The organism is Streptomyces sp. SID5464, from assembly GCF_009862985.1.
Classification (GTDB): Bacteria; Actinomycetota; Actinomycetes; order Streptomycetales; family Streptomycetaceae; genus Streptomyces; species Streptomyces chartreusis_D.
Map to the genome: position 1 here is coordinate 129,332 of NZ_WWIQ01000056.1, position 24,554 is coordinate 153,885.

The 24,554-nt window shown below is 71.4% G+C and carries 24 protein-coding genes and 1 tRNA gene; 14 read left to right on the plus strand and 11 right to left on the minus strand.

Features of this window, described 5'->3' with window-relative positions:
* Positions 1–82: 82 nt before the first annotated feature.
* The 4 genes from glpK (at position 83) to GTY47_RS27850 (ending at position 5,185) form a co-directional block, all read left to right on the plus strand.
* Positions 83–1,621 (plus strand): glycerol kinase GlpK, encoded by a 1,539-nt coding sequence (glpK, locus tag GTY47_RS27835; protein ID WP_010045379.1) that lies wholly within the window; start codon positions 83–85, stop codon positions 1,619–1,621.
* Positions 1,622–1,629: 8 nt separating this feature from the next.
* Positions 1,630–3,246, plus strand: coding sequence for a glycerol-3-phosphate dehydrogenase/oxidase (locus GTY47_RS27840; RefSeq protein ID WP_010045380.1), 1,617 nt, complete (start codon positions 1,630–1,632; stop codon positions 3,244–3,246).
* A gap of 126 nt (positions 3,247–3,372) precedes the next feature.
* Positions 3,373–4,044 carry a FadR/GntR family transcriptional regulator gene (locus GTY47_RS27845; RefSeq protein WP_010045382.1) on the plus strand — a complete coding sequence of 224 codons (672 nt, stop codon included), beginning with the start codon at positions 3,373–3,375 and terminating at the stop codon, positions 4,042–4,044.
* A 157-nt stretch (positions 4,045–4,201) separates the two neighbouring features.
* Positions 4,202–5,185 (plus strand): PAC2 family protein, encoded by a 984-nt coding sequence (locus GTY47_RS27850; RefSeq protein WP_010045384.1) that lies wholly within the window; start codon positions 4,202–4,204, stop codon positions 5,183–5,185.
* 76 nt (positions 5,186–5,261) lie between these two features.
* On the opposite strand, the gene mshC is transcribed toward GTY47_RS27850, so the two are convergent.
* The 4 genes from mshC to GTY47_RS27870 all read right to left on the minus strand — a co-directional run bounded on the left by mshC (position 5,262) and on the right by GTY47_RS27870 (position 8,735).
* The gene (mshC, locus tag GTY47_RS27855; protein WP_010045386.1) at positions 5,262–6,491 is read right to left on the minus strand and encodes a cysteine--1-D-myo-inosityl 2-amino-2-deoxy-alpha-D-glucopyranoside ligase; all 1,230 of its coding nucleotides are present in this window, start codon (positions 6,489–6,491) and stop codon (positions 5,262–5,264) included.
* Between the two features lie 94 nt (positions 6,492–6,585).
* Complete coding sequence (locus GTY47_RS27860) at positions 6,586–7,416, minus strand: SCO1664 family protein (RefSeq protein WP_050810312.1); 831 nt, start codon at positions 7,414–7,416, stop codon at positions 6,586–6,588.
* Positions 7,380–7,970, minus strand: coding sequence for a DUF3090 domain-containing protein (locus GTY47_RS27865; protein ID WP_010045390.1), 591 nt, complete (start codon positions 7,968–7,970; stop codon positions 7,380–7,382). The genes GTY47_RS27860 and GTY47_RS27865 overlap by 37 nt, the downstream gene beginning before the upstream one ends.
* 78 nt (positions 7,971–8,048) lie before the next feature.
* A complete protein-coding gene (locus GTY47_RS27870; RefSeq protein WP_010045393.1) occupies positions 8,049–8,735 on the minus strand; it encodes a histidine phosphatase family protein in 687 nt (228 codons plus the stop codon).
* 61 nt (positions 8,736–8,796) lie between these two features.
* On the opposite strand from GTY47_RS27870, the gene corA reads away from it, so the two are divergent.
* The gene (gene corA / locus GTY47_RS27875) at positions 8,797–9,792 is read left to right on the plus strand and encodes a magnesium/cobalt transporter CorA (protein WP_010045395.1); all 996 of its coding nucleotides are present in this window, start codon (positions 8,797–8,799) and stop codon (positions 9,790–9,792) included.
* Between the two features lie 33 nt (positions 9,793–9,825).
* Here the strand turns inward: corA and GTY47_RS27880 are convergent, their stop codons facing one another.
* A complete protein-coding gene (locus tag GTY47_RS27880; RefSeq protein ID WP_010045397.1) occupies positions 9,826–10,614 on the minus strand; it encodes a ferritin-like domain-containing protein in 789 nt (262 codons plus the stop codon).
* A 285-nt stretch (positions 10,615–10,899) separates the two neighbouring features.
* On the minus strand, positions 10,900–11,955 hold the full coding sequence (locus GTY47_RS27885) for an LLM class F420-dependent oxidoreductase (protein ID WP_010045399.1): 1,056 nt from the start codon (positions 11,953–11,955) through the stop codon (positions 10,900–10,902).
* Positions 11,956–12,122: 167 nt separating this feature from the next.
* Here GTY47_RS27885 and GTY47_RS27890 point away from each other — a divergent pair, with 167 nt between their 5' ends.
* On the plus strand, positions 12,123–13,109 hold the full coding sequence (locus tag GTY47_RS27890) for an aldo/keto reductase (RefSeq protein WP_010045401.1): 987 nt from the start codon (positions 12,123–12,125) through the stop codon (positions 13,107–13,109).
* Positions 13,106–15,286, plus strand: a complete 2,181-nt coding sequence (locus tag GTY47_RS27895; protein ID WP_010045405.1) for a helix-hairpin-helix domain-containing protein — start codon at positions 13,106–13,108, stop codon at positions 15,284–15,286. The genes GTY47_RS27890 and GTY47_RS27895 overlap by 4 nt, the downstream gene beginning before the upstream one ends.
* 61 nt (positions 15,287–15,347) lie before the next feature.
* Here GTY47_RS27895 and GTY47_RS27900 read toward each other — a convergent pair whose 3' ends face one another.
* On the minus strand, positions 15,348–16,058 hold the full coding sequence (locus GTY47_RS27900) for a hypothetical protein (protein ID WP_010045408.1): 711 nt from the start codon (positions 16,056–16,058) through the stop codon (positions 15,348–15,350).
* Positions 16,059–16,105: 47 nt separating this feature from the next.
* Here GTY47_RS27900 and GTY47_RS27905 point away from each other — a divergent pair, with 47 nt between their 5' ends.
* The gene (locus GTY47_RS27905) at positions 16,106–16,294 is read left to right on the plus strand and encodes a DUF5703 family protein (RefSeq protein ID WP_010045410.1); all 189 of its coding nucleotides are present in this window, start codon (positions 16,106–16,108) and stop codon (positions 16,292–16,294) included.
* A gap of 97 nt (positions 16,295–16,391) precedes the next feature.
* On the opposite strand, the gene GTY47_RS40455 is transcribed toward GTY47_RS27905, so the two are convergent.
* The 3 genes from GTY47_RS40455 to GTY47_RS27920 form a co-directional block, all read right to left on the minus strand.
* Positions 16,392–17,261 (minus strand): chaplin family protein, encoded by an 870-nt coding sequence (locus tag GTY47_RS40455; RefSeq protein WP_010045412.1) that lies wholly within the window; start codon positions 17,259–17,261, stop codon positions 16,392–16,394.
* A 131-nt stretch (positions 17,262–17,392) separates the two neighbouring features.
* Positions 17,393–17,626: a chaplin ChpH gene (gene chpH / locus GTY47_RS27915; RefSeq protein WP_010045414.1), complete on the minus strand. Its 234-nt coding sequence runs from the start codon at positions 17,624–17,626 to the stop codon at positions 17,393–17,395.
* A gap of 175 nt (positions 17,627–17,801) precedes the next feature.
* Positions 17,802–19,127 (minus strand): M20/M25/M40 family metallo-hydrolase, encoded by a 1,326-nt coding sequence (locus GTY47_RS27920; protein ID WP_010045416.1) that lies wholly within the window; start codon positions 19,125–19,127, stop codon positions 17,802–17,804.
* A 195-nt stretch (positions 19,128–19,322) separates the two neighbouring features.
* On the opposite strand from GTY47_RS27920, the gene GTY47_RS27925 reads away from it, so the two are divergent.
* A tRNA-Leu gene (locus tag GTY47_RS27925) sits at positions 19,323–19,407 on the plus strand.
* Positions 19,408–19,470: 63 nt separating this feature from the next.
* Positions 19,471–19,845: a YchJ family metal-binding protein gene (locus GTY47_RS27930; RefSeq protein ID WP_010045418.1), complete on the plus strand. Its 375-nt coding sequence runs from the start codon at positions 19,471–19,473 to the stop codon at positions 19,843–19,845.
* An 8-nt stretch (positions 19,846–19,853) separates the two neighbouring features.
* Here GTY47_RS27930 and GTY47_RS27935 read toward each other — a convergent pair whose 3' ends face one another.
* Positions 19,854–20,555: a FadR/GntR family transcriptional regulator gene (locus tag GTY47_RS27935; protein ID WP_010045420.1), complete on the minus strand. Its 702-nt coding sequence runs from the start codon at positions 20,553–20,555 to the stop codon at positions 19,854–19,856.
* Between the two features lie 137 nt (positions 20,556–20,692).
* Here GTY47_RS27935 and GTY47_RS27940 point away from each other — a divergent pair, with 137 nt between their 5' ends.
* The 4 genes from GTY47_RS27940 to GTY47_RS27955 are packed head-to-tail and all read left to right on the plus strand — an operon-like array spanning position 20,693 to position 24,487.
* Positions 20,693–21,211 carry a gluconokinase gene (locus tag GTY47_RS27940; RefSeq protein WP_010045423.1) on the plus strand — a complete coding sequence of 173 codons (519 nt, stop codon included), beginning with the start codon at positions 20,693–20,695 and terminating at the stop codon, positions 21,209–21,211.
* Between the two features lie 51 nt (positions 21,212–21,262).
* Positions 21,263–22,660 carry a gluconate:H+ symporter gene (locus GTY47_RS27945; RefSeq protein WP_010045424.1) on the plus strand — a complete coding sequence of 466 codons (1,398 nt, stop codon included), beginning with the start codon at positions 21,263–21,265 and terminating at the stop codon, positions 22,658–22,660.
* A 13-nt stretch (positions 22,661–22,673) separates the two neighbouring features.
* A complete protein-coding gene (locus GTY47_RS27950) occupies positions 22,674–23,438 on the plus strand; it encodes an SDR family oxidoreductase (RefSeq protein ID WP_010045425.1) in 765 nt (254 codons plus the stop codon).
* Positions 23,439–23,455: 17 nt separating this feature from the next.
* Positions 23,456–24,487, plus strand: coding sequence for an L-idonate 5-dehydrogenase (locus tag GTY47_RS27955; protein WP_029181549.1), 1,032 nt, complete (start codon positions 23,456–23,458; stop codon positions 24,485–24,487).
* The last annotated feature ends 67 nt before the right edge of the window (positions 24,488–24,554 follow it).

The window sequence follows — 24,554 nt, forward strand, 5'->3', positions numbered from 1 at the left end:
AGCGATCCCCCGCGCCTTCGCGAAACTTCCAGCACGCGCCGTACGTAAAGCCCCTTAAACCCGGAATTACCAGGAGCACACAGTGACCGACGCGCACACCGCCGGCCCCTTCATCGCCGCCATCGACCAGGGCACCACCTCTTCCCGCTGCATCGTCTTCGACCGCGACGGCCGGATCGTGTCGGTCGACCAGAAGGAGCACGAGCAGATCTTCCCGAAGCCGGGCTGGGTCGAGCACAACGCCACCGAGATCTGGACCAACGTCCAGGAGGTCGTCGCCGGGGCCATCGAGAAGGCCGGCATCACCCGCGACGACATCAAGGCCATCGGCATCACCAACCAGCGCGAGACGACCGTGCTGTGGGACAAGAACACCGGTGAGCCGGTCCACAACGCCATCGTCTGGCAGGACACCCGCACCGACGCCCTCTGCCGCGAGCTCGGCCGCAACGTCGGCCAGGACCGCTTCCGCCGCGAGACGGGCCTCCCCCTCGCCTCCTACTTCGCCGGCCCGAAGGCCCGCTGGCTGCTCGACAACGTCGACGGGCTGAAGGAGCGCGCCGAGGCGGGCGACATCCTCTTCGGCACCATGGACACCTGGGTCATCTGGAACCTGACCGGCGGTGTCGACGGCGGCAAGCACGTCACGGACGTCACCAACGCCTCCCGCACGATGCTGATGAACCTGCACACCATGCAGTGGGACGACAAGATCTGCGAGTCCATCGGCGTGCCGAAGCAGGTCCTGCCCGAGATCCGCTCCTCCGCCGAGGTCTACGGCGAGATCACGGGCGGCAAGCTGGGCGACCTGCTCGGCGGCATCCCGGTCGCCTCCGCACTCGGCGACCAGCAGGCGGCCCTGTTCGGCCAGACCTGTTTCTCCGAGGGCGAGACCAAGTCGACGTACGGCACCGGCACCTTCATGGTGATGAACACCGGTGACAAGATCATCAACTCGTACAGCGGCCTGCTGACCACCGTCGGCTACAAGATCGGCGACCAGGACACGGTCTACGCCCTGGAGGGCTCGATCGCCGTCACCGGTTCGCTGGTGCAGTGGATGCGCGACCAGATGGGCCTGATCTCCACGGCCGCCGAGATCGAGACGCTCGCGCTGTCGGTGGAGGACAACGGCGGTGCCTACTTCGTGCCGGCCTTCTCCGGCCTGTTCGCCCCGTACTGGCGCTCCGACGCCCGCGGGGTGATCGCCGGCCTGACCCGGTACGTCACCAAGGCGCACCTGGCGCGTGCCGTCCTGGAGGCGACCGCCTGGCAGACGCGGGAGATCGCCGACGCCATGACCAAGGACTCCGGCGTGGAGCTGGCCGCCCTGAAGGTCGACGGCGGCATGACCTCCAACAACCTGCTGATGCAGACCCTCGCCGACTTCGTGGACGCCCCCGTGGTGCGCCCGATGGTCGCCGAGACCACCTGCCTCGGCGCCGCCTACGCCGCCGGCCTCGCCGTCGGCTTCTGGAACAGCACCGACGACCTGCGCGCCAACTGGCGCCGGGCCGCCGAGTGGACCCCCCGCATGGACGCGGAGACCCGCGCCCGTGAGTACAAGAACTGGCTCAAGGCCGTCGAGCGGACCATGGGCTGGCTCGAGGACGAGGAGTAAGAAACAGCATGACCACTCAGTCCACCCTGAAGTCCGTGCCTGCCCTGGGGACGCACCCGTCCTCCGGCTCGAACCCGAGCCGAGCCGAGACCAGGGAGCAGCTCGCCAAGGCGTCGTACGACCTTCTCGTGATCGGCGGCGGCATCCTGGGCATCTCCACCGCCTGGCACGCCGCGCAGTCCGGCCTCAGGGTGGCTCTGGTCGACGCCGGCGACTTCGCCGGTGCCACCTCCTCCGCCTCCTCCAAGCTGCTCCACGGCGGTCTGCGCTACCTGCAGACCGGCGCGGTGAAGCTGGTGGCGGAGAACCACTTCGAGCGCCGTGCGGTCTCCCGGCAGGTGGCTCCCCACCTGGCGAACCCGCTCACGTTCTACCTCCCCGTGTACAAGGGCGGGCCGCACGGCGCGGCGAAGCTCGGGGCGGGCGTCTTCGCCTACTCCGCGCTGTCGGCCTTCGGTGACGGCGTCGGGCACCTGCTCTCGCCGGCCAAGGCCGCACAGGACGTGCCCGAGCTGCGCACCGAGAACCTCAAGGCCGTGGCCGTGTACGGCGACGACCAGATGAACGACGCGCGCATGGCGCTGATGACGGTCCGCGGCGCTGTCGAGGCGGGCGCGGTCGTCCTCAACCACGCCGAGGTGACGGGCCTGCGCTTCACCCAGGGCCGGGTCACCGGCGCCGAGCTCAAGGACCGGCTGTCCGGCGACGAGTTCGGCGTCAACGCCCGGCTGGTGCTGAACGCGACCGGCCCGTGGGTCGACCACCTGCGCAAGATGGAGAACCCGAACGCGGCCCCGTCCATCCGCCTGTCGAAGGGCGCGCACCTGGTTTTGAAGCGCACCTCCCCCTGGAAGGCCGCGCTCGCCACCCCGATCGACAAGTACCGCATCACCTTCGCCCTCCCCTGGGAGGACATGCTGCTGCTCGGCACCACCGACGAGGTCTTCGAGGGCGACCCGGCGGACGTCTCGGTCACCGAGCAGGACATAACCCAGATCCTCGACGAGGCCGCCTTCTCGGTCCGCGACCAGCAGCTCAGCCGGGACCTCATCACGTACTCCTTCGCCGGCCTGCGGGTGCTGCCGGGCGGCCCCGGCGACACCGCGAAGGCCAAGCGCGAGACGGTGGTGACCGAGGGCAAGGGCGGCATGCTGTCCGTCGCGGGCGGCAAGTGGACCACGTTCCGCCACATCGGCCGGACCATCATGAAGAAGCTGGAGTCGCTGCCGGGCCACCCGCTGGGCGACGACTTCGAGCCCATCAGCTCCCTGCCGAAGAAGCTGCCGCTGCCCGGCATCGCCAACCCGCGCGCGGTCGCCCACCGGCTGCTGACCGACCGCCCGGCGCCCGGCCCGCGCATGGCGGCCGACACCGCCAGGCACCTGGCCACGCACTACGGCTCGCTCGCGTTCGACATCGCCCGCCTGGCCAACGAGAGCCCCGAGCTCGCCGAACGCGTCCACCCGGACGCCCCGGAGATCTGGGCGCAGGTCGTCTGGGCCCGGGACCACGAGTGGGCCGAGACGCAGGACGACGTGCTGCGCCGCCGCACGACGCTGACGATCCGCGGCCTGGCCACGGACGACGTCCGCGCCAAGGTCCAGGACCTGCTCGACAAGAAGTAGGCACCACCGGGGGGATCCCCTGGCCGGGAGGGGCGGTTCCACGCCGACGGAGCCGCCCCTTCCGCGTTCCCGACCCCCCATAATGACCTGATACGTCGGAGGTCTTGAGCGACAGGGAGGCCGGCCATGGCAGTCACCGACGAGGCGATCGAGAAGATCAAGGGCATGATCGTCTCCGGCGCGCTGCGGCCGGGCGACCGGCTGCCCAAGGAGAGCGAACTCGCGGCCGACCTCGGCCTGTCCCGCAACTCCCTGCGGGAGGCCGTACGCGCCCTCTCCCTCATCCGGATCCTGGACGTCCGGCAGGGCGACGGCACCTACGTCACCAGCCTCGACCCGCAACTCCTGCTGGAGGCGCTGAGCTTCGTCGTGGACTTCCACCGCGACGACACGGTCCTGGAGTTCCTGGCCGTCCGCCGCATCCTGGAGCCGGCCGCGACGGCCATGGCGGCCCTGCGGATCAGCGAACAGCAGCTCGACGCGCTCACGGCCCAGCTGGACAAGCTCGGCGACGACCCGTCCGTCGAGGACCTCGTCGCCTGCGACCTGGAGTTCCACCGGGGCATCGTGCAGAGCTCGGGCAACTCCGTGCTGTGCTCCCTGCTCGACGGGCTGTCGGGTCCCACCACCCGGGCCCGGATCTGGCGCGGCCTGACCCAGGAGGACGCGGTCGGCCGCACCCTGCGCGAGCACCGGGCGATCCTCGCGGCCCTGCGGGACCGGGACGCCGAGGCGGCGCGCTCCTGGGCGACGGTGCACATCGCGAGCGTGGAGCAGTGGCTGCGCTCCACGCTGTGACCAGGGTCTCACGGACAGCTCGGACGAATCCGGGGTGTTCAGGGGTGGTTCGCGGGGCAGTGATGGGGTCACTCCCCCTGCGAGGGGGCTGCGGGCGCCCCCTTGGCACGCCGTAAGGTTGGGGGGTACGCGAGGGCACGTCGGAAGGAGGCGCTGGGTGATCGAGCTCGAGGGGGTTCCCGAGCTGATCGACCCGGTCATGGTGGCCGCGTTCGAGGGCTGGAACGATGCCGGCGACGCCGCCTCCACCGCGGTCGCGCATCTGGACAGGGAATGGAAGGGCGAGGTCTTCGCGGCGCTGGACGCCGAGGACTACTACGACTTCCAGGTCAACCGCCCCACGGTGTTCATGGAAGCGGGCGTCCGCAAGATCACGTGGCCGACCACGCGGCTGTCGGTGGTCCGGGTCGGCGGGGACAAGCCACGCGATCTCGTCCTCGTCCGGGGTATCGAACCGTCCATGCGGTGGCGTTCGTTCTGCAACGAACTGCTCGGCTTCGCACACGAACTCGGCGTGGAACTGGTGGTCGTCCTGGGCGCCCTGCTCGGTGACACCCCGCACACCCGCCCGGTGCCGATCAGCGGGACGACGTCCGACCCGGACCTGGCCCGCCGCATGGACCTGGAGGAGACCAAGTACGAGGGGCCCACGGGCATCGTCGGCGTCCTCCAGGAGGCCTGCACGCACGCGGGCGTGCCGGCCGTCTCGCTGTGGGCGGCGGTGCCGCACTACGTGTCGCAGCCGCCGAACCCGAAGGCCACGCTGGCTCTCCTGAACCGGCTGGAGGACCTGATCGACGTGCGCATCCCGCTGGGCGAGCTGCCCGAGGACGCGCGCGCCTGGCAGGTCGGCGTGGACCAGCTGGCCGCCGAGGACAGCGAGGTCGCCGAGTACGTCCAGTCGCTGGAGGAGGCCCGGGACACCGCCGAGCTGCCGGAGGCGTCCGGCGAGGCGATCGCCCGCGAGTTCGAGCGCTATCTGCGGCGCCGGGACGGCGGCGGACCGACCGCCTCCGGCGGGCACGCCACGGCGGACGGCAGCGACAGCACGTCGTACCTGCGGGACAACCCCGGCGGCCGTACGCGCCCGCCGAAGCCGCCCAAGCCGGGTACGGACGACGAGGAGTCGTCGGAGGACTGAGCGGGGCCGAGCACGGCAGAAGGACAGCAGAAGGGGCGCCTCCCGGCCGGGAGGCGCCCCTTCGCGTGCCGTGGGGCTACAGCGCCACGCCCAGCAGCGCGTCCACCGCCCGGGAGACCACCCCGGGGGCGCCCTCGTCGGTGCCGCCGCTCTGCTCCTGGAGCGCGGCCCAGCGGTCGACCGCGGTGAGCGCGGCCGGGGCGTCCAGGTCGTTCGCGAGGGCCTCGCGGATCTCCTCCACGAGCGCCTGAGCCGGCGGCCCGTCGGGCCGGGAGACGGCGGCCCGCCAGCGGCCGAGCCGTGCGACGGCGTCCCGGAGGACCTGGTCGGTCCACTCCCAGTCGGCGCGGTAGTGGTGGGCGAGCAGCGCCAGCCGGATGGCGGCCGGGTCGACGCCGTCGCGCCGGAGCGTGGAGACGAAGACCAGGTTGCCCTTGGACTTGGACATCTTCTCGCCGTCGAGGGCGACCATGCCGGCGTGTACGTACGCCTTGGCCATGGGGAACTCGCCGGTGAGGGCCTGGGCGTGCGAGGCGCCCATCTCGTGGTGCGGGAAGGCCAGGTCGGAGCCTCCGCCCTGGATGTCGAAGCCCATGCCGAGGTGGTCGAGGGCGATGGCCACGCACTCGATGTGCCAGCCGGGCCGTCCGCGTCCGAGCGATCCGCCGTCCCAGCTCGGCTCGCCCTCCCGGGCCGCCATCCACAGCATCGGGTCGAGCGGGTTCTTCTTGCCCGGCCGCTCCGGGTCACCGCCGCGCTCGGCGGACAGCAGCCGCATCGCCGCGGCGTCCAGCCCGGACACCTTGCCGAAGTGCGGGTCGGCTTCGACGGAGAAGTAGACGTCGCCGTCGAGTTCGTAGGCCGCGCCCATGTCGCGCAGCCGCTCGACGAGCGGGACGATCCCGGGTATCGCCTCGACGGCACCTATGTACTGTCGCGGCGGCAGCATCCGCAGCGCCGTCATGTCCTCGCGGAAGAGGGCCGTCTCCCGCTCGGCGAGCGCGGCCCAGTCGAGGCCGTCGCGCTGGGCGCGTTCCAGGAGCGGGTCGTCGACGTCGGTGACGTTCTGGACGTAGTGAACCTGCCGCTTGGTGTCGAGCCACACGCGCTGCACGAGGTCGAACGCGTTGTAGGTCGCCGCGTGTCCTATGTGCGTGGCGTCGTACGGGGTGATGCCACAGACATAGATACGGGCGACGGGACCGGGGTCGAGGGTGACGAGGCCGCCGGTCGCGGTGTCGTGGATCCTCAGGTCGCGGCCCTGACCAGGCAGGGCGGGGACCTCGGAAGCGGGCCAGGCATGCATGCCATGAGCCTAACCGGACTGAAGTTCCATATACGAATGGGAGCGGGCCGGACGACCGAGAAGGCACTCTTGCGGGAGCTCGGCGTATGTGCTGCTACACGGGTGGCCAGGGGATCGCCGGCCATTCCCCGCTCGGCTCGGGATGCTTCCCCGAGGCGAGCAGGGCGCCGACCCGCGCGCGTGTGGCGTCGATCTCCGCGCCGGTGATCAGCGGCTGCAGCCGGGCGGTGAGGGGACCGCCGTCCGCCAGGGCCTTCCTGAGGCCCTCGAGGACGTCGACGGCCTCCCGGGTGAGGGGCTCCCCCGCCCACCCCCACAGCAGGGTCCGCAACTTGTTCTCGACGTTGAAGGTGACCCCGTGGTCGATCCCGTACAGCCGCCCCTCGCCGGTCGGCAGCAGGTGCCCGCCCTTGCGGTCGGCGTTGTTGAGCACGGCGTCCAGCACCGCGAGCCGCCGCAGCCGCTCGTCGTCGGCGTGCACGAGGAGCGCGGTGCGGCCCTCGCCGACCTCGGCGAAGCCGATGGCCTTCCAGCCCGGCTCCGGTTCCTCCCCGTCGACCAGGGCGAGCAGCTCCGCCTCCGGCGCCGCCTCCACCCACAGCTGGCACATGCCCTCGCCGTAGGGGCCGTCCCGCAGCACGGTGGGCGGGACGAGGCCCCAGCCGGTCGCCTCGGAGACCTCGTACGCGGCGACCTCGCGCTGGGCCAGCGTCCCGTCGGGGAAGTCCCACAGGGGCCGCTCCCCGGCGACCGGCTTGTAGATGCACGCCGCGTCCCGGCCGTCGTGGGACACCGTGCAGTACAGGGCCGCGTTGGACGCCTCACGGATGCGTCCGCGCACGGTGAGTTCGCCCCGGGCGAGCAGGTCGGCGGCGTCCGGAGGAGGTGTCACGCTCCGCGGCGGTATCCGTTCTGGCGCGGACATACGTGTCCTTCCGGGTCGAGCGGGAGGCTGCACAGCGGGCACGGCGGCCGCCCGGCGTTGACGATGTCGAGGGCGCGTTTGGCGAAGGCCCTCGCCTGCGCGCCGGTGAGCCGGACCCGCAGCATCGGGGGCCCGTTCTCCTCGTCCTGGAGCAGCCGCTCCTCGGCCTCGGCGAGGTCCTCCTCGGAGTCGGCGTCGAGCTCCACGAGCGCCTGCGCCTCGACGATCATCAGCTGCTCGTCGCCGTCCCAGGCGAGCGCCATCGTGCCGACGCGGAACTCCTCCTCGATGGGAGTGTCCAGCGGGGCGGTGTCGGTGATGTCCGACGGTGCGACGGCAGGGACGGAGGCGCTGCCTCCGCTACGGCGTACGACCTCGTCGAGCAGTTCGTCCATGCGCTCGGCGAGCGCGGCGACCTGGGTCTTCTCCAGGGCCACGCTGGTCACCCGGGAGCCGGCGGAGGCCTGGAGGAAGAACGAACGGCGCCCGGGCAGTCCGACCGTACCGGCCACGAAACGCTCCGGATGGTCGTAGAGGAACACCTGACGGGACACGTCCTGTCTCCATTGGAATCGTGGGAACCGTGTGACTACGGCACTGCTGCGACCGCTTCACCCTACTGCGGCCGACGATCACGGTGCGCCCGCACCACCCCCGACGGGGGCCTCGTCGCCCGGCGGTTCCTCACGCGGCACCAGGGACGTGAAGTCGCCGGTGTCGCCGAGGCGGACGAGAAACGGGCGCAGTCGGGTGTAGCGGATCGCGGTGATGGAACACGGTTCAACGGAAATCCGCTGGAAGAGGTCCAGATGAAGTCCGAGCGCGTCCGCGACGAGCGACTTGATGATGTCGCCGTGCGAGCACATGAGGTAGACGGCGTCGGCTCCGTGGTCGCGCTCCACGCGCGCGTTCCACTCGCGTACGGCCTCGGCGGCACGGGTCTGCATGGCCCGCATCGACTCCCCGCCGGGGAACGCCGCAGCGGACGGGTGCGCCTGCACGACCTCCATCAGGGGCTCGTCCTTGAGCTCGTCGAGCTTGCGCCCCGACCAGTCGCCGTAGTGGCACTCGCCGATGCGCTCGTCGGTGTGCGGGCTGAGGTCCGGCCGGGCCCGGAGCAGGGGCCGGATCGTCTCCTGGCAGCGCTGGAGCGGGCTGGTGACGATCTCGGCGAGGGGCAGTTCGGCGAGCCGCCCGGGCAGCGCGGCGGCCTGCGCGGCGCCGCGTTCGTCGAGCGCGACACCCGGCGTCCAGCCGGCGAGCAGTCCCTCGGTGTTGGCGGTGGAACGTCCGTGCCGGACCAGGATCAACGTGGGCATGCGGTCCAGCGTAGGCGCACGCGCGCGTACGGTGTCGTTCGAATGACGGGAGACTCGCTTCGTGATCGTCGACTGTGCCATCTACCGCGAGGGACACCGGTCGGAAGGGCCGGAGGACTTCTCCGACGCCCTGGGTGAGGCCCGTGCGGCGGGGGGTTTCGTGTGGATCGGGCTGCATGAGCCGACGGAGCGCGAATTCGATCTCGTGACGCAGGAGTTCGGGCTGCATCCACTGGCCGTCGAGGACGCCCTCAAGGCCCACCAGCGGCCCAAGCTGGAGGTGTACGACGACTCGCTCTTCGTGGTGCTCAAGCCCGTGGCGTACGAGCCGCAGAGCGACACCGTCTCCACCGGCGAGATCATGATCTTCCTGGGCGACTCGTTCGTCGTGACCGTCCGGCACGGCGAGGGCGCCCCCCTGAAGGCCGTACGGCACCGGCTGGAGCAGGAGCCGGAGCTGCTGGGCAACGGCCCCACCTCCGTGCTGTACGCGGTCGCCGACGCCGCCGTCGACCACTACCTGGACGTCGCGACCGAGTTGCAGGCCGACCTGGAGGGGCTGGAAGCGGAGGTCTTCTCCCCGGACGACGGGGGCTCGCGGCACACCGCGTCCCGGATCTACAACTTCAAACGGCAGGTCCTGGAGTTCCGCCGGGCGACCGGGCCGCTGGCCCTGCCGATGAGCCGGCTGGCGGGCACGGCGCCGTCCGGCGTGACGGTGCCGTTCGTGGACGACCGGGCCCGGCCGTTCCTCCGCGACGTCAGCGATCACCTGACGCGCGTGAACGAGTCCGTGGAGAACCTGGACCGGCTGGTGTCGGACATCCTCTCCGCGCATCTGGCGCAGATGAGCGTCCGGCAGAACGACGACATGCGGAAGATCTCCGCGTGGGCGGCCATGGCCGCGATCCCCACGATGGTCGCGGGGATCTACGGCATGAACTTCGAGCACATGCCCGAGCTGCACTGGGAGTGGTCCTATCCGGCGCTGATCGCGGTGATGGCCGTTCTCGAGGTGCTGGTGTTCCGGCTGTTCAAGCGCCGGGGCTGGTTGTAGAGCGGGCCGGGGCCGGTGGTGGAGCGGGCGGGCTCAGGCGAACTCGGGTGCCGCGGAGGCGGGCCCGCCGAGGGCGTCGCGGCGCTCGGGCATCTTCAGCGACACCATCCGGCGCCAGCCGCCCAGCCGTTCGTACGCGTACATCGCGTGGATGCCCGCCGCGAGCACCGCCGACTTCGCCCTGGACCAGCCGAGGATGCGGCCCATGTTCGCCATGACGGCGAGGCTGACGTCCCGGTAGATCCGGATCTCGGCGAGCGCGCACGCGCGCAGGGTCCGCTGGATGGCCCGGCCGTGGCCCGCGTAGGCGAAACGCAGCAGTTCCTCGTGGCAGTAGGCGAGGTGGTTGTCCTCGTCGTTGGAGATCTGCCTGACCGCGCGGCCGATGTCCGGGTCGTCGGCGAAGTGCTTGCGGAGCAGTTCCATCTGCTCGGAGGCGCGCTGTTCGGTGACCCTGCTGTGCGAGAGGTAGGTGACGATGTCCTGGACCGTGAGCGGCTCGTCGCGCCTCAGCTGCTCGTGCGCGAGGCCGATGCCGTTCTTCTCCAGGAGCATGGTGTAGTCGGTCTCGGGCGGGACCGGGACGGGGTCGAGGCCGCGCTTCTTCATCAGGGCGTTGAAGATCCGGCCGTGCTTGTCCTCGTCGGCGCCGTGCCGGGTGATCTTGGGCGCGAGTCCTCGCTCGCTGTCGGGGACGAGCGCGGCGATACGGGCGTTCTCCCAGCCGCCCTGGGACTCGCCGCTCGCGGCGATGGAGCAGAACAGGGCGAAGGACTCGTCGTTGGCGAGGATCTCCTGGAACACACTCTTGGCCGAAAGCATCGTGAGCACCTCTCCCGCGCACGTGCGCGTGCTGCGTGATTCCGCAGGTTCGTCGCAAAGAACGAGTCAAGTGCGGGACCGCAGGCGCTGCAACAGGTACGTCGGACAACTCCGCCGAACGGAGGACACGGGAGACCGGCACGACTACGGGCCGGCCCGCCCGCGGCGGGGAGATCCCGGCGTAACCGCGGGAGGCGCGGGGCGTTGTTCTGCGTGACGGCCGTGGCGGGGAAGACCCCCGAGCCCCCACCACGGCCGCAGACAACTCCGACGCGTTCCGCCGTGTCAGGCGAGCCCGGCGCGCTCCAGGGCCTCGGTGCCGGCGCGGAGGGACGCGAGCCGCTCGTCGAGGGTGAAGCCCGCCGGGGCGAGGCTCAGGGTGGTGACGCCGGCCGCCGCGTAGGCCTTCATCCGGTCCGCGATCCGGTCGACGGACCCCAGCAGCGTGGTCTTGTCGATCAGCTCGTGCGGAACGGCGGCCGCGGCGCCCTGCTTGTCGCCGGACAGGTACTTGCCCTGGATCTCGGCGGCCTCCTTCTCGTAGCCCATGCGCTGGGCGAGCTGGTTGTAGAAGTTCTGCTTGGGGCTGCCCATGCCCCCGACGTACAGCGCCGTGTAGGGGCGGAAGGTGTCGGCGAGCGCGGCGACGTCCTTGTCGTCGCCGACGGCGAGCGGGAGGGTCGGGCAGACGTCGAAGCCGTCGAGCGTCTCGCCGGCCTTCTCGCGGCCGGCGCGCAGGTACTTGATCGTCGTCTCCTCCAGGTGGTCGGCGGAGGGGAAGATCAGCAGGGCGCCGTCGGCGATCTCGCCGGTCTGCTCCAGGTTCTTGGGGCCGATCGCGGCGATGTACAGCGGGATGTGCTCGCGCTGCGGGTGCACGGTGAGCTTGATGGGCTTGCCCGGGCCGCCGGGCAGGGGCAGCGTCCAGTGCTCGCCCTCGTAGGACAGGCGCTCGCGCGTCATGGCCTTGCGGACGATCTCGACGTATTCACGCGTGCGTGCCAGCGGCTTGTCGAACTTGACGCCGTACCAGCCTTCGGAGACCTGCGGGCCGGAGACGCCGAGGCCGAGGCGGAAGCGACCGCCGGAGAGGGAGTCGAGGGTGGCCGCCGTCATGGCGGTCATCGCGGGCTGGCGGGCCGGGATCTGGAAGATGGCCGAGCCGACGTCGATCCGTTCGGTCTGGGCGGCGACCCAGGTCAGTACGGTGGCGGCGTCGGACCCGTAGGCCTCGGCGGCCCAGCAGACGGCGTATCCGAGCCGGTCGGCCTCCTGGGCGACGGCCAGATTGTCCGCGTCCATTCCGGCACCCCAGTAGCCGAGGTTGATACCGAGCTGCATGCCGCATCCCCTTACCGATCAGTAACGTGCACGTGGGGAGACCTTAGCGCGCGGCTCGGCGCGGGCCCAGCGGCGGGCAGTGGTGCGGACAACTCGTGGCCAGGACCGGGAAATCGGCTGTCCACAGCCCACCACAGGGAAGGTTCTGGCCAGTAATCTCGGCGTTCATGGAGCAGAGGCATCTCGGCCGCACCGGCCTGCGTGTGTCCCGGATCGGGCTCGGCACCCTGACCTGGGGACGGGACACCGACGAGCACGACGCCGCGGACCTGATGAAGACGTTCTGGGAAGCGGGCGGGACCCTCGTCGACACCGCGGACGTCTACGGCGACGGAGAGGCCGAGTACCTGCTCGGCCGGCTCATGGACGGCCTGGTGGCCCGCCGGGACCTGGTCATCTCGACCAAGGCCGGCAGCGTGCCGGATCCCGACCGCCGCTTCGACACCTCCCGCGGCCACCTGCTCTCCGCGCTGGACGCCTCGCTCTCCCGGCTCGGCACCGACTACGTCGACCTGTGGCACGTGCACGCCTTCGACCCGGACACCCCGCTGGAGGAGACCCTCCAGGCCCTCGATCTCGCGGTCGCCAGCGGCCGGGCCCGCTACGCCGCCGTCTCCAACTTCTGCGGCTGGCAGCTGGCCAAGGCCGCGACCTGGCAACTGGCGGCCCCCGGCACGCGGACCCGGCTGGCGGCCACGCAGCTGGAGTACTCGCTGCTCCAGCGGGGCGTCGAGCGCGAGGTGCTGCCGGCCGCGCTGGACCTGGGCATCGGGCTGCTGCCCTCCTCGCCCCTGGGGCGCGGGGTGCTGACGGGCAAGTACCGGGGCGACACGACGCCGCCGGACTCGCGCGGTGCCTCGGAGCACCTCGCGCCGTTCGTCGCGCCGTATCTGGACGACACGGCGGGACGCATCGTGGACGCCGTCACGACCGCGGCCGACGGTCTCGCGGTGACGCCGCTCCAGGTGGCCCTGGCCTGGGTCCGCGACCGCCCGGGGGTGGCCGCGCCCATCGTCGGCGCGCGCAACGCGCAGCAGCTCACGGCGGCATTGTCAGTGGAGACCCTTAGTCTTCCTGACGAGATCTGCCGGGCGCTCGACGACGTGTCGGCGCCTGTGCACCGCTATCCCGATCACGACTGGAGCACGCTGTGAGCACGGAGCCGGAGACCACGGAGGACGCCGAGCCGGGGACGCCGACCGGTGGTGCGGAGACCGAGGGGGTCGAGGGGACCGAGGGGGCAGCAGCCGGTTCCGGTGAGGTGTCCGAAGCCGGGGGAACCGACGGGGACACAGCTGATGCCGGTGACGTGTCCGAGGCCGAGGCCGAGCTGCGGGCCCAGCGCGCGGAGCGGGAGCGTATCGAGCAGCGGAAGGCCGGGAAGAAGGCGCCGATCGAGGCCGGCACCAAGCTGAGCGGCAAGGCCGCCGATCTGCTCGCGGCCGTCCGGGCCGTGGAGAGCGGCGAGAAGCCGGTCGCCACGGTGTTCGCAGAGCCCGAGCCCGCCCCCCGCCGCTCCGCCCCGGAGCCCGTACGACGGCCGCAATCGGTGGCGGCCGAGGCCGTCGCCGCGCCCGCGGCTCCCCAGCCTGCGACGGTGCGGGCCGTACGGCAGGTGCTCGGCGAGGGCGGTGCCCCCGAGGTCCTCGCCCCGCAGGTGGCGGCGGCACTCGGCGAGGGCGCGGACGAGCTGCTGCGGGCTGATCCCTGGCAGTTGCTGCGGGTCGCCGGCGTGCGGCCCGAGCAGGCCGACGGGTTCGCCCGCGCCCTGCTCGGCGCCGAGTGCGGCCCGGACGACGGGCGAAGGGGCCGGGCCGTCACCGGCTGGCTCCTGGAGCAGGCCGCGCTGGCCGGGCACACCGCCCTGGAGATGCCGGCGCTCCTCGCGGCCCTGGCCCAACGGGGCGTGCCGGACCCGGACGGTGCCGTGCAGGACGCGATCGCGGAGGGTGAGGCGCTGGTCTTCCAAGACGCCCTGGAGGAGACCGGCGGCGCGCCGGCCCGGACCGAGGAGGAGGGCGCGGAGGAGGACGAGGAGCGTCCGGTCCGGGTCCTGGTCGGGCTCGAACGCTACGCGCTCGCGGAGGAGAGCCTGGCCGACGGTCTGGCCCGGCTGGTGAACTCGGTGCCCAAGCAGGACGGTTCGGCCGAGGACTGGGAGCGGGTCGCCGCCGCGGCCCGGGGTTCGACGGCTGAGCTGCTCCGCGCGGTCGCCACGCACGGCCTGGTCCTGCACACCGGCGGCGAGTCCTCCCTGACCGAGCCCGCGGCACTGCTGGCCGCCGCGCACACCCTCGGCCTGCGCGCCTGGGCCGCCACCCACGGCCCGATCGGCCGCACCCGCTTCGCGGCCCTGCTGCGCCGGCCCCCCGGTGCCCCCTCCCCCGTGGCCACCGTGGCCGGTCTGCTCTCCGGTGCCGAAGGACCGGGCCGGGATGCCGACGGGACGCTGGACCTCGATCTGCTCGTCGTGCTCGACGCGCCGCAGCTGGATGTCGAGACGGCCGCGCTGCTGACGGAGTCGCTGCCGGACGGGGCGCGGCTGGTGCTCGCCGGGGATCCGGCGGTGCTGTGGTCCGTGGGTCCGGGACGGGTGTTCGCGGATCTGCTCGCGGCGCGGATCTGCCCGCAGGTCGCCTCGCGGCAGCCGGATCCCGGGCCGCTGGGCGAGCTGGTCTCCGGTATCGGCATCGGCGAGCTGAACCAGGTCGAGGCCCCCGGCAAGGAGGTCGTGATCGTGCCGGTGCGGGACGCGGGCGAGGCCGTGCACCGGACGGTGCAGCTCGTCGTGGACTCGGTGCCGCGGGCGATCGGCGTACCGGCCGAACAGACGCAGGTGATCACACCGGGGCACGGCGGTGCCGTCGGCACGCGGGTGCTCAACGCGGCGTTGAAGGAGCGGCTCAATCCGGGCCCGGGCCGCTTCGGCGGCTTCGATCCCGGTGACCGGATCGTCTACTCGCCCGTGCCGGGCCGTGCGCTGCCGGGCCGCGTGGTCACGGCGGATGCCGAGGGGCTGCACCTGTCGTGCGAGGGCGAGGACCTGGTCGTACCGAAGGAGCGGGTGGAGCAGTCCGTGCGGCACGGCTGGGCGCTCACCGCTCACCAGGCGGTGGGGAGCCGGTGGCCCGCGGTGGTCGTGGTGCTGCCCGGCGATGCCGCTCAGGCCCTCAGCCGGCCGTGGGTGTACACGGCGTTCGGGCGGGCCGACCGCCATCTGTCCGTCGTGCACGGGGTGGAACAGGCGTTGCCGAGGGCCGTGGCGGAGGTGCCGGCGAAGCCCCGGACGACCCGGCTTCCGGTGCTGCTCGCCCCGCAGATCAGCAGCTGACGACGGCGGTGGTCACGGGCAGGATCCGTGACCACCGCCGTCGGGTGGCTGATGTGTGCGCTCAGCGGCGGTCCGCGTCGAGCGGCTCCAGGTCCTCGTCCTCGTCCAGGTCGGTGTCGAGGTCGTCCTCCAGCTCCTCCGCCTCGTCGTCATCGTCGTCGACGTCGTCGATCTCGTCGTCGAACACGGCGCTGACGTCGAAGCGGCAGACGACACTCTGCGGATCGACCTGCTCGAACGGTGCCTCCAGCCACTCGCCGGGGTCGGCCGGTTCCTCCGCCGCCGTCACCCAGAGCGTGGAGTCGCCCTCCTCCAGTCCGAACTCCTTGTGCCGGGAGGCGATCTCGTCGGGTTCGAACTCGCCGAAGAGGAGGCCGAGCGCACCGTGGATCGTCCCGGAGGCGGCCGGGCCGTCCTCGCCCTCCGCGGCCTCGATCCGCTGCGCATGCGCGAGCAGCCGCTGCGGCTCCGCGACCGCGTAGTCGCGGCGGATCAGTACGCTCAGCGCGTTCGGTTCCTCGGGCCCGGTGTACGGGGGCAGCGCGTCCTCCGTACCGGGGATCTCGAAGGGTGTGACCTCGTCGTAACGGTCGTAGAGCAGTTCGTCGTACACCTCTGCGGCCGCGGCCAGCTGGTTGAACGCCTCGTAGACGGCCGGGTCGTCCTCCCCCGACCTGCGTTCGACCGCGGCCAGGTGGCGGTCGAGCGCGGTCTTGACCGCCTCGGCGGCGGCGCGTACCTCGGCAGCGGTGGGCTGCGCAGCATCAGACATAGTGCAGACGCTATCCGTACCAGGCCCCAGCCCGCACAATAGATGCGATGCCGGAATACGAATTTGTCGACGTGTACGTGCCTCGCGGGGTCTCCCGCAAGGAAACGGCGCGTCTGCTGACGGACCATGCCGAGTACGGACACTGGGAGTTGCACCGTCTGAGCCTGCTGCGCGACGGCAGCCGCAAGGTGCGGTTGCGCCGGCGGATCATCCGTCAGGTGCGGGCCACGTGGTGAGCTGAGACGGGCACGGGGAGAAGGCACACACGGGAGCGGGCCCCGCATCGGCGGGGCCCGCTCCGTTTTCCGCAGGTGTCAGGCGTTTCCGGGGCTGTCAGGCCGAGGTGCGCGCCTTGCGGTAGAGGATCGAGCCCGCGAGCAGCGCGCCCGCCCCGGCCGGCAGAGCGAGGCCGAGCGGCAGGTCGCTGCCGGTGCTGGCGAGCTGGGAGTCGCCCTTGGGCTGGGTGACGAACTGGCCGCCCGGCTCGTTGCCGCGCGAGGAGCCGCCCGGCGTCTCGCCGTCCGCGCCGGGCGGGGTGCCGGGGTCGCCCGGCTTTCCGGGGGTGCCGGGGTCACCGGGCTCGCCGGGCTTTCCGGGATCGCCCGGGTCACCGGGCTTGCCCGGGTTCCCTGGGTCGCCCGGGTTGCCCGGGTTTCCGGGGTCGCCCGGGTTTCCGGGGTCGCCCGGGTGACCGGGGTCGCCCGGCTGGCCCGGGTTCTCGTGGCCGCCGCCGGGCGGGGTGTGGTGTCCGCCGGAGCCGCCGTTCGCGCAGTCGTTGCCCGTGCTGGAGTTGCCGACGCCGATGACGTCGACGCTGTTGCCGCAGACGTTCACCGGCACGTGGATCGGCGCCTGGACGTGGTTGCCCGAGCCGACGCCGGGCGAGTCACTGGCATGGCCGCCGGCGTGCGAGCCGCCGTGGCCACCCGAATCGCCGTGTCCCCCCGACGACGATCCACCGCCCTGGTTGGCGCACGAGTTGCCCACCGACGGGTTGAGGACGCCGATCACGTTGACCGTGTTCCCGCACACATTGACCGGCGCGTGCACCGGCGCCTGCACCGTGTTCCCGGACAGCACGCCGGGCGAGCCCGAGCTGGAACCCTGTGCGCCCGCGGCGGCGTGCGCGGAGCCGCCCGCGGCGGCGATCACGCCGGTCGCGGCCGCCACGGTCATCAGACCCTTGCGGGTAGCCTGTCGCATTGCTGAATACCTGCCTTCGACCCTGTCTCGAATTCTTCTCGAATTCCTCGAAAGAAGCGTTCGGTCCCGGAGCGCATGGCATGCGCTCCGGGACCGATGGCTTTTGAACTCCCCTCAAAGAGGGGGGAGCGTCACTTGTTGACGCAGGTGTTGCCGAAGGCGGGGTTCAGCAGCCCGATCACGGAGACCGTGTTGCCGCAGACGTTCACCGGGACGTGAACGGGCACCTGAACGACGTTGCCGGACACGACACCCGGGGAGTGCACAGCGGCACCCTGGGCACCCGAGTCGGCGACGGCCAGGCCCGCGCCCGCGAGAACCAGCCCACCGGTGGCAGCCGCAGCAGCGACGACCTTCTTGATCATTATTCCTCCTAGTTGGCAAAGCGACCCATCTTGCGATCGCATTACCTGTAACGAGGAGGGAGTAATGAGGCTACGAGCTTATGGTCGCATTCACCCTTCCCAGTCGATCTCGCACACCCGACCGAATAGCGCTGTTTCGTGTGGCTGTTTCATGTGGCCGTTTCGGATGACTGTTTCAGGACGCGTCGATGAACCGGTCGAGCACCCGCGCGCCGAACTTCAGGCCCTCCACCGGCACCCGCTCGTCCACGCCGTGGAACATGCCGGCGAAGTCCAGCTCCGGCGGCAGCTTCAGCGGCACGAAGCCGAAGCCGCGGATGCCGAGGTCGTCGAAGGACTTCGCGTCCGTCCCGCCGGAGAGCATGTAGGGGATCGCCTTGGCGGTCGGGTCCTCGGCCAGCAGCGCGGACTGCATCGCCCCCACGAGCGCCCCGTCGAAGGTGGTCTCGACTGCCTTGTCGGCGTGGACGTCCTCACGCCGAACCTTCGGGCCGAGGATCCGGTCGAGGTCGGCGAGGAACTCCTCCTCGTATCCGGGCAGGAACCGTCCGTCGACGTGCGCCGTCGCCTCGCCCGGGATGACGTTGACCTTGTAGCCGGCACCGAGCTGGGTGGGATTGGCCGTGTTGCTCAGGGTCGCGCCGATGAGCTTGGCGATGCCCCCGAGTTTCGCCAGGGTCGACTCCATGTCCTCGGGGTCGAGTTCGGTGCCGAGCGCGTCACCGAGCTCGTCGAGGAAGGCGCGGGTGGTCTTGGTCACCCGCACCGGGAACTTGTGCCGCCCCAGCCGCGCGACGGCCTCCGACAGCTCGGTGATCGCGTTGTCCCGGTGGATCATCGACCCGTGCCCGGCCGTGCCGGCCACGGTGAGCTTCATCCAGTGCATGCCCTTCTCGGCCGTCTGGATCAGGTACAGCCGGCGCTCCTCGCTCACGGTGAACGAGAACCCGCCCACCTCACTGATCGCCTCGGTGACGCCCTCGAACAGCTCGGGGTGCTTGCGCACGAGGTGCTTGGCGCCGTAGGTGCCGCCCGCCTCCTCGTCCGCGAGGAACGCGAGCACGATGTCGCGCGGGGGCTTGCGCCCGCTGCGCAGTCGGTCCCGGACGACCGCGAGGGTCATCGCGTCCATGTCCTTCATGTCGACGGCACCGCGGCCCCACACGCAGCCGTCGGCGATCTCGCCGGAGAAGGGGTGGTGGGTCCAGTCGTCCGCGTTGGCCGGTACGACGTCGGTGTGCCCGTGGATGAGGAGCGCGGGCCGGGACGGGTCCTCGCCCTCGATCCGGGCCACCGTGGAGGCGCGGCCCGGGTGCGACTCGAAGATCTGCGGTTCGAGCCCCACCTCGGCGAGCTTCTCGGCGACGTACTCCGCCGCCTTGCGCTCGCCCGGACCCGAGTGGTCGCCGTAGTTGCTGGTGTCGATCTGGATCAGCTCGCGGCAGAGGTCCACGACCTCGTCCTCGCCGGTGACGCTCCTGGCCGTGTCCGTCTCGCTCACGTGCTTCCTCCCGCTGTCACTGCTGGTGGGTCCCCCTCATCCTCCCTCGCCCCGGCCCGCACCCCAAGACCGCTCCCGGCCCGTCACACGCCGTTCACGCCCGGCCGGGTGCGGGCGGGGTGTGATCGGCCACCCCCGAGAGCCTGGTAATGTTTACGTCGTCGCCGCGGGGAGAACCCGCGCGACAGACACCTTGTCCGGGTGGCGGAATGGCAGACGCGCTAGCTTGAGGTGCTAGTGCCCTTTATCGGGCGTGGGGGTTCAAGTCCCCCCTCGGACACACGAAGCTGAGGGCCGTGACCGCGAGGTCACGGCCCTCAGGCGTTGTCGCGGAAGGGTGACCATGACCAGCCGTTCCTGCCCGTGCGGGCTGCCCCAGGCCTACGAGGCGTGCTGCGGCCGCTACCACTCCGGTGCCGCCGCCGCGCCGACCGCCGAGGCACTGATGCGGTCCCGGTACAGCGCCTTCGTGAAGGGGGACGCCGGGTATCTGCTGCGGACATGGCATCCGCGGACGCGGCCCGGCACGCTGGAACTGGATCCGCGGATGCGGTGGACCGGGCTGGAGATCCTGGGCACGAGTGACGGCTCGGCCTTCCACTCCGGCGGCGCCGTGGAGTTCCGGGCCTCGTACCGGGGCGGGGCGCTGCACGAGCGGAGCCGTTTCGAGCGCGTCGACGGGGCCTGGGTGTACGTCGACGGGGATTTCGTGCAGTAGCGGGACCGCTACGGCGCCAGGATGTCCAGTTCCTGGAGGGCGCCCACCGTGATCTCGCGGGTCAGCTCCTCCGCGCGGGCCGCGTCGCCGGCGCGGACCGCCTCGGCGACCTGGACGTGCAGGGTGACGGCGGCGGGGTCGGGGTCCTCGAACATCACGTCGTGGTGGGTACGGCCGGCCAGGACCTCGGCGACGACATCGCCGAGGCGGGCGAACATCTCGTTGCCGGAGGCGTCCAGGATGACGCGGTGGAAGGCCATGTCGTGGACGAGGTACTCCTCCAGCTTGTGACCACGTGAATTGGCGACCATGCCGAGGGCGCACTGGGTGAGTTCGGCGCACTGCTCCGACGTGGCGTGCCGGGCGGCGAGGCCCGCGGCGACCGGTTCGATCGCCGAGCGCAGCACCGTGAGGGAGCGCAGCTGGGGAGCGCGGTCCTTGCCGGCCAGGCGCCAGCGGATGACCTGCGGGTCGTAGACGTTCCACTCGGACTTCGGGCGCACGGTCACACCCACGCGGCGGCGGGACTCGACCAGGTGCATGGACTCCAGGACGCGGACCGCTTCGCGCATCACGGAGCGTGACACGTCGAAACGCTGGGCGAGCTCGTCCGTGCGCAGGACACTGCCCGGCGGGTACTCACCCGCTGTGATCTCGGGGCCGAGGGTGTCCAGTACATGGCCGTGCAGCCCCCGGCCCGGTGTGCTCATGCACTCAGCGTACGTGGTAGATCACGGAGCCATAAAGTCAGACTTATTTGTCACGGCCTCTTGAATTCGTCGTACCTAATGGGTTTCAGTTGCGTCGACATCACGTGTCGACGGAGACAGCAGACAGTGAGGCAGCGATGAACACCCCCCACGTCGTCGTGGTCATGGGCGTCGCCGGCACCGGCAAGACCACCATCGGTCCCCTGCTCGCGGCCCGGCTCGGCGTTCCGTACGCCGAGGGCGACGACTTCCACCCGCAGGCCAACATCGCCAAGATGTCGGCCGGAACGCCGCTCACCGACGAGGACCGCCGGCCCTGGCTGGACGCCATCGGCGCGTGGGCGCACGGGCGGGCCGGGCTCGGCGGGGTGGTCAGCTGCTCGGCGCTGAAGCGGTCGTACCGCGACCGGTTGCGGGCCGCCGCGCCCGGCGTGGTCTTCGTGCACCTCACGGGTGACCGCGCGCTCATCGAGGACCGGATGTCGCACCGGCAGGGGCACTTCATGCCCACGGCGCTGCTCGACTCCCAGTTCGCCACGCTCCAGCCGCTCCAGGCGGACGAGGCCGGGGTCGACGTGGACGTCTCGGGCAGCCCGGAGGAGATCACCGAGCGGGCGGCGCTCGCCCTGGAAGACCTCCCCGAGCCCGTCCAGTAGCCCCTGACGGCCCTCTCCCCCAGTCCCCTCCAACGCAAGGGAACCCTCCCCGTGACCAGACTCAGCGTCGAGATGCTGGCAGCGGACGCACCCGAGCCGATCACCTCGGCCGGCCACGCTCAGCTGGGCATCGCCGTCCTGGCGGGCATCGCCGTCATCGTCCTGCTCATCACCAAGTCCAAGCTGCACGCCTTCCTGGCGCTGACCATCGGGTCGCTGGCGCTCGGCGCGATCGCCGGGGCGCCGCTGGACAAGGTCCTCACCAGCTTCAGCACCGGCCTCGGCACCACGGTCGCGGGCGTCGGCGTGCTGATCGCCCTCGGTGCCGTCCTCGGCAAGATGCTCGCCGACTCCGGGGGCGCCGACCAGATCGTCGACACCATCCTCGCGAAGGCCGGCGGGCGGTCGATGCCGTGGGCGATGGTGCTCATCGCCTCCGTGATCGGACTGCCGCTGTTCTTCGAGGTCGGCATCGTGCTGCTGATCCCGGTGGTGCTGATGGTCGCCAAGCGCGGCAACTACTCGGTGATGCGGATCGGCATCCCGGCGCTCGCGGGCCTGTCCGTGATGCACGGCCTGGTGCCGCCGCACCCGGGTCCGCTGGTGGCGATCGACGCGGTCAAGGCCGACCTAGGGGTGACGCTGGCGCTCGGTGTCCTCGTCGCCATACCCACGGTGATCATCGCCGGTCCGCTGTTCTCGCGGTACGCGGCCCGCTGGGTGGACGTCCCCGCCCCGGACCGCATGATTCCGCAGCGCGCCGCCGAGGACCTGGACAAGCGCCCCGGCTTCGGCGCCACGCTGTTCACGATCCTGCTGCCGGTGATCCTGATGCTCGCCAAGGCGCTGGTCGACATCGTCGTGGACGACCCGGAGAACCTGGTCCAGCGTGTCTTCGACGTCATCGGCGCCCCGATGATCGCCCTGCTCGCCTCGGTGCTGGTCGGCATCTTCACGCTGCTGCGGCCCGCCGGGTTCTCCAAGGAGCGGATCTCGCCGCTCGTCGAGAAGAGCCTCGCGCCGATCGCGGGCATCCTGCTGATCGTCGGCGCGGGCGGCGGCTTCAAGCAGACCCTGATCGACACGGGGGTGGGCCAGATGGTCCTGGACATCTCCAAGGACTGGTCGATTCCCGCGCTGCTGCTGGCCTGGCTGATCGCGGTGGTGATCCGGCTGGCGACCGGTTCGGCGACGGTGGCGACGGTCTCGGCCGCCGGTCTGGTCGCCCCGCTCGCCGCCGACATGTCGACCACGCACGCGGCCCTGCTGGTCCTCGCCATCGGCGCCGGCTCGCTGTTCTTCAGCCACGTCAACGACGCCGGGTTCTGGATGGTGAAGGAGTACTTCGGGCTGAGTGTCGGTCAGAACATCAAGACCTGGTCCGTCATGGAGACGATCATCTCGGTGGTCGCCGGCGGCATCGTCCTGTTGTTGTCCCTCGTGATCTAGGAGTGCCGCGGCCATGACGGCTCACCCCCTCTTCGACATCAGCGGCCGTACGGCGCTGGTGACCGGCTCCAGCCGGGGCATCGGACTGGCGCTCGCCCGTGGTCTGGCGGAGGCCGGCTGCACGGTCGTCCTGAACGGACGCGACAAGGACCGGCTCGCCGAGGCCGCCGCCGGGCTGCCCGGCGGCCGGGTGCACACGGCGGCGTTCGACGTGACCGACGGATCGTCCGTGGCGGACGGGATCGCGGACGTCGAGGAGCGGGTGGGCCCGCTCGACATCCTCGTCAACAACGCGGGCATGCAACTGCGCGCCCCGCTGCTGGAGTTCACCGACTCCGACTGGCACCGGATCCTGGACACCAACCTGACCAGTGCCTTCCTGGTCGGCCGGGAGGCGGCGCGGCGGATGACGGAACGCGGCCACGGCAAGATCATCAACATCTGCTCCCTGCAGAGCGAGGTGGCACGGCCCGGGATCGCGCCGTACGCCGCCACCAAGGGTGCGCTGAAGATGCTCACCAAGGGCATGTGCGCGGACTGGGGTCCGAGCGGTGTGCAGGTCAACGGGCTCGGCCCGGGCTACATCGAGACCGAGCTGACGCGGCCGCTGGTCGAGGACGAGGAGTTCAGTGCCTGGGTGCGGCGGCGCACCCCGGCCGGCCGCTGGGGCCGCACCCAGGACCTGGTGGGCGGCGTGCTGTTCCTCGCCTCCCCCGCGGCCGACTTCGTCAGCGGGCAGGTGCTGTATGTCGACGGCGGCATGACGAGCGTGCTGTGACCAACCGGGAGGCTGTGATGCTGGGTTGTGTGATCCACGGCCAAGGTGACCTCCGGGTCGCGGAGTTGCCGGTTCCGGTGCCCGGGCCGGGGCAGGCGCTGGTCGCCGTCCGCTACGGCGGGGTGTGCGGGTCCGATCTGCACTACTGGCGGCACGGCGGGGTCGGCGACTTCCGGCTCCGGGAGCCGATGGTGCTCGGGCACGAGGTCGTCGGCACGGTGGTCGAGTACGGTGCCGGCGCGTCGGGGCCCGTACCGGGTGCCGCGGTCGCCGTGCATCCGGCGACCCCGTGCGGGGTGTGCCCGGAGTGCTCGGACGGGCGGCGGAACGTCTGCCGGGACACGCGGTACCTGGGCAGTGCGGCGCGTTTTCCGCATGTGCAGGGGGGATTCGCGGCGCAGGTCGTCGTGCCCTGCGAGCAGGTGCGGGCCTTGCCGGACGGTCTGGGACTGCGCCGGGCCGCTCTCGCCGAACCGCTGTCCGTCGCACTGCACGCGGTGCGACGGGCCGGGGAGGTGGCGGGGCGGCACGTCCTGGTGACCGGTGCCGGGCCCATCGGCTGTCTCGTGGTCGCCGCGGCGAAGGCGGCGGGGGCTTCGCGGGTGACCGTCACGGATCTGCTGCCCGAGGCGCTGGAGTACGCGCGGGTCGCCGGGGCCGGGACTCTCGTACGGGCCGATGATCCCGACGACCCGGCGTGGCCCGCCGAGGTGGACGTCGCGATCGAGGCGTCCGGGGTGGCCGCGGGGCTGGACGCGTGTCTGCGGCGGGTGCGGCGGGGTGGGGTCGTCGTGCAGTTGGGGATGCTGCCGGCGGGGCACAGTGCGTTTGCGGGGAACCTTGTGGTGAGCCGGGAGATCGAGCTGCGGGGGGCGTTTCGCTTCGACGGGGAGTTCGAGCAGGCGCTTGAGTTGCTTGCGGGGGAAGCGGCGTTCGACGGGCTCGTCAGTGCGGTGGTGCCTGTGGCGGATGCCGAGTCTGCTTTTGCCCTGGCCGCTGATCGGAGTCGGTCGTGCAAGGTGCTGTTGGATTTCGCCCCCGCGCCATAGGGCTGTGCCCTGTCGTGGCGGCTGGGGGTGCGTCGGGGTTGTTCGCGCAGTTCCCCGCGCCCCTGAA

Excerpts from the sequence above, each read along its gene's own strand:
- GTY47_RS27930 (WP_010045418.1), top strand. The coding sequence starts at position 19,471 with ATGACCAGCCGTTCCTGCCCGTGCGGGCTGCCCCAGGCCTACGAGGCG.
- GTY47_RS40455 (WP_010045412.1), bottom strand. The coding sequence starts at position 17,261 with ATGCGACAGGCTACCCGCAAGGGTCTGATGACCGTGGCGGCCGCGACC.
- GTY47_RS27950 (WP_010045425.1), top strand. The coding sequence starts at position 22,674 with ATGACGGCTCACCCCCTCTTCGACATCAGCGGCCGTACGGCGCTGGTG.
- chpH (WP_010045414.1), bottom strand. The coding sequence starts at position 17,626 with ATGATCAAGAAGGTCGTCGCTGCTGCGGCTGCCACCGGTGGGCTGGTT.
- GTY47_RS27885 (WP_010045399.1), bottom strand. The coding sequence starts at position 11,955 with ATGCAGCTCGGTATCAACCTCGGCTACTGGGGTGCCGGAATGGACGCG.
- GTY47_RS27905 (WP_010045410.1), top strand. The coding sequence starts at position 16,106 with ATGCCGGAATACGAATTTGTCGACGTGTACGTGCCTCGCGGGGTCTCC.
- GTY47_RS27845 (WP_010045382.1), top strand. The coding sequence starts at position 3,373 with ATGGCAGTCACCGACGAGGCGATCGAGAAGATCAAGGGCATGATCGTC.
- GTY47_RS27880 (WP_010045397.1), bottom strand. The coding sequence starts at position 10,614 with ATGCTTTCGGCCAAGAGTGTGTTCCAGGAGATCCTCGCCAACGACGAG.
- GTY47_RS27860 (WP_050810312.1), bottom strand. The coding sequence starts at position 7,416 with ATGTCCGCGCCAGAACGGATACCGCCGCGGAGCGTGACACCTCCTCCG.
- GTY47_RS27840 (WP_010045380.1), top strand. The coding sequence starts at position 1,630 with ATGACCACTCAGTCCACCCTGAAGTCCGTGCCTGCCCTGGGGACGCAC.
- GTY47_RS27890 (WP_010045401.1), top strand. The coding sequence starts at position 12,123 with ATGGAGCAGAGGCATCTCGGCCGCACCGGCCTGCGTGTGTCCCGGATC.
- GTY47_RS27955 (WP_029181549.1), top strand. The coding sequence starts at position 23,456 with ATGCTGGGTTGTGTGATCCACGGCCAAGGTGACCTCCGGGTCGCGGAG.
- GTY47_RS27940 (WP_010045423.1), top strand. The coding sequence starts at position 20,693 with ATGAACACCCCCCACGTCGTCGTGGTCATGGGCGTCGCCGGCACCGGC.
- GTY47_RS27900 (WP_010045408.1), bottom strand. The coding sequence starts at position 16,058 with ATGTCTGATGCTGCGCAGCCCACCGCTGCCGAGGTACGCGCCGCCGCC.
- mshC (WP_010045386.1), bottom strand. The coding sequence starts at position 6,491 with ATGCATGCCTGGCCCGCTTCCGAGGTCCCCGCCCTGCCTGGTCAGGGC.
- GTY47_RS27870 (WP_010045393.1), bottom strand. The coding sequence starts at position 8,735 with ATGCCCACGTTGATCCTGGTCCGGCACGGACGTTCCACCGCCAACACC.
- GTY47_RS27935 (WP_010045420.1), bottom strand. The coding sequence starts at position 20,555 with ATGAGCACACCGGGCCGGGGGCTGCACGGCCATGTACTGGACACCCTC.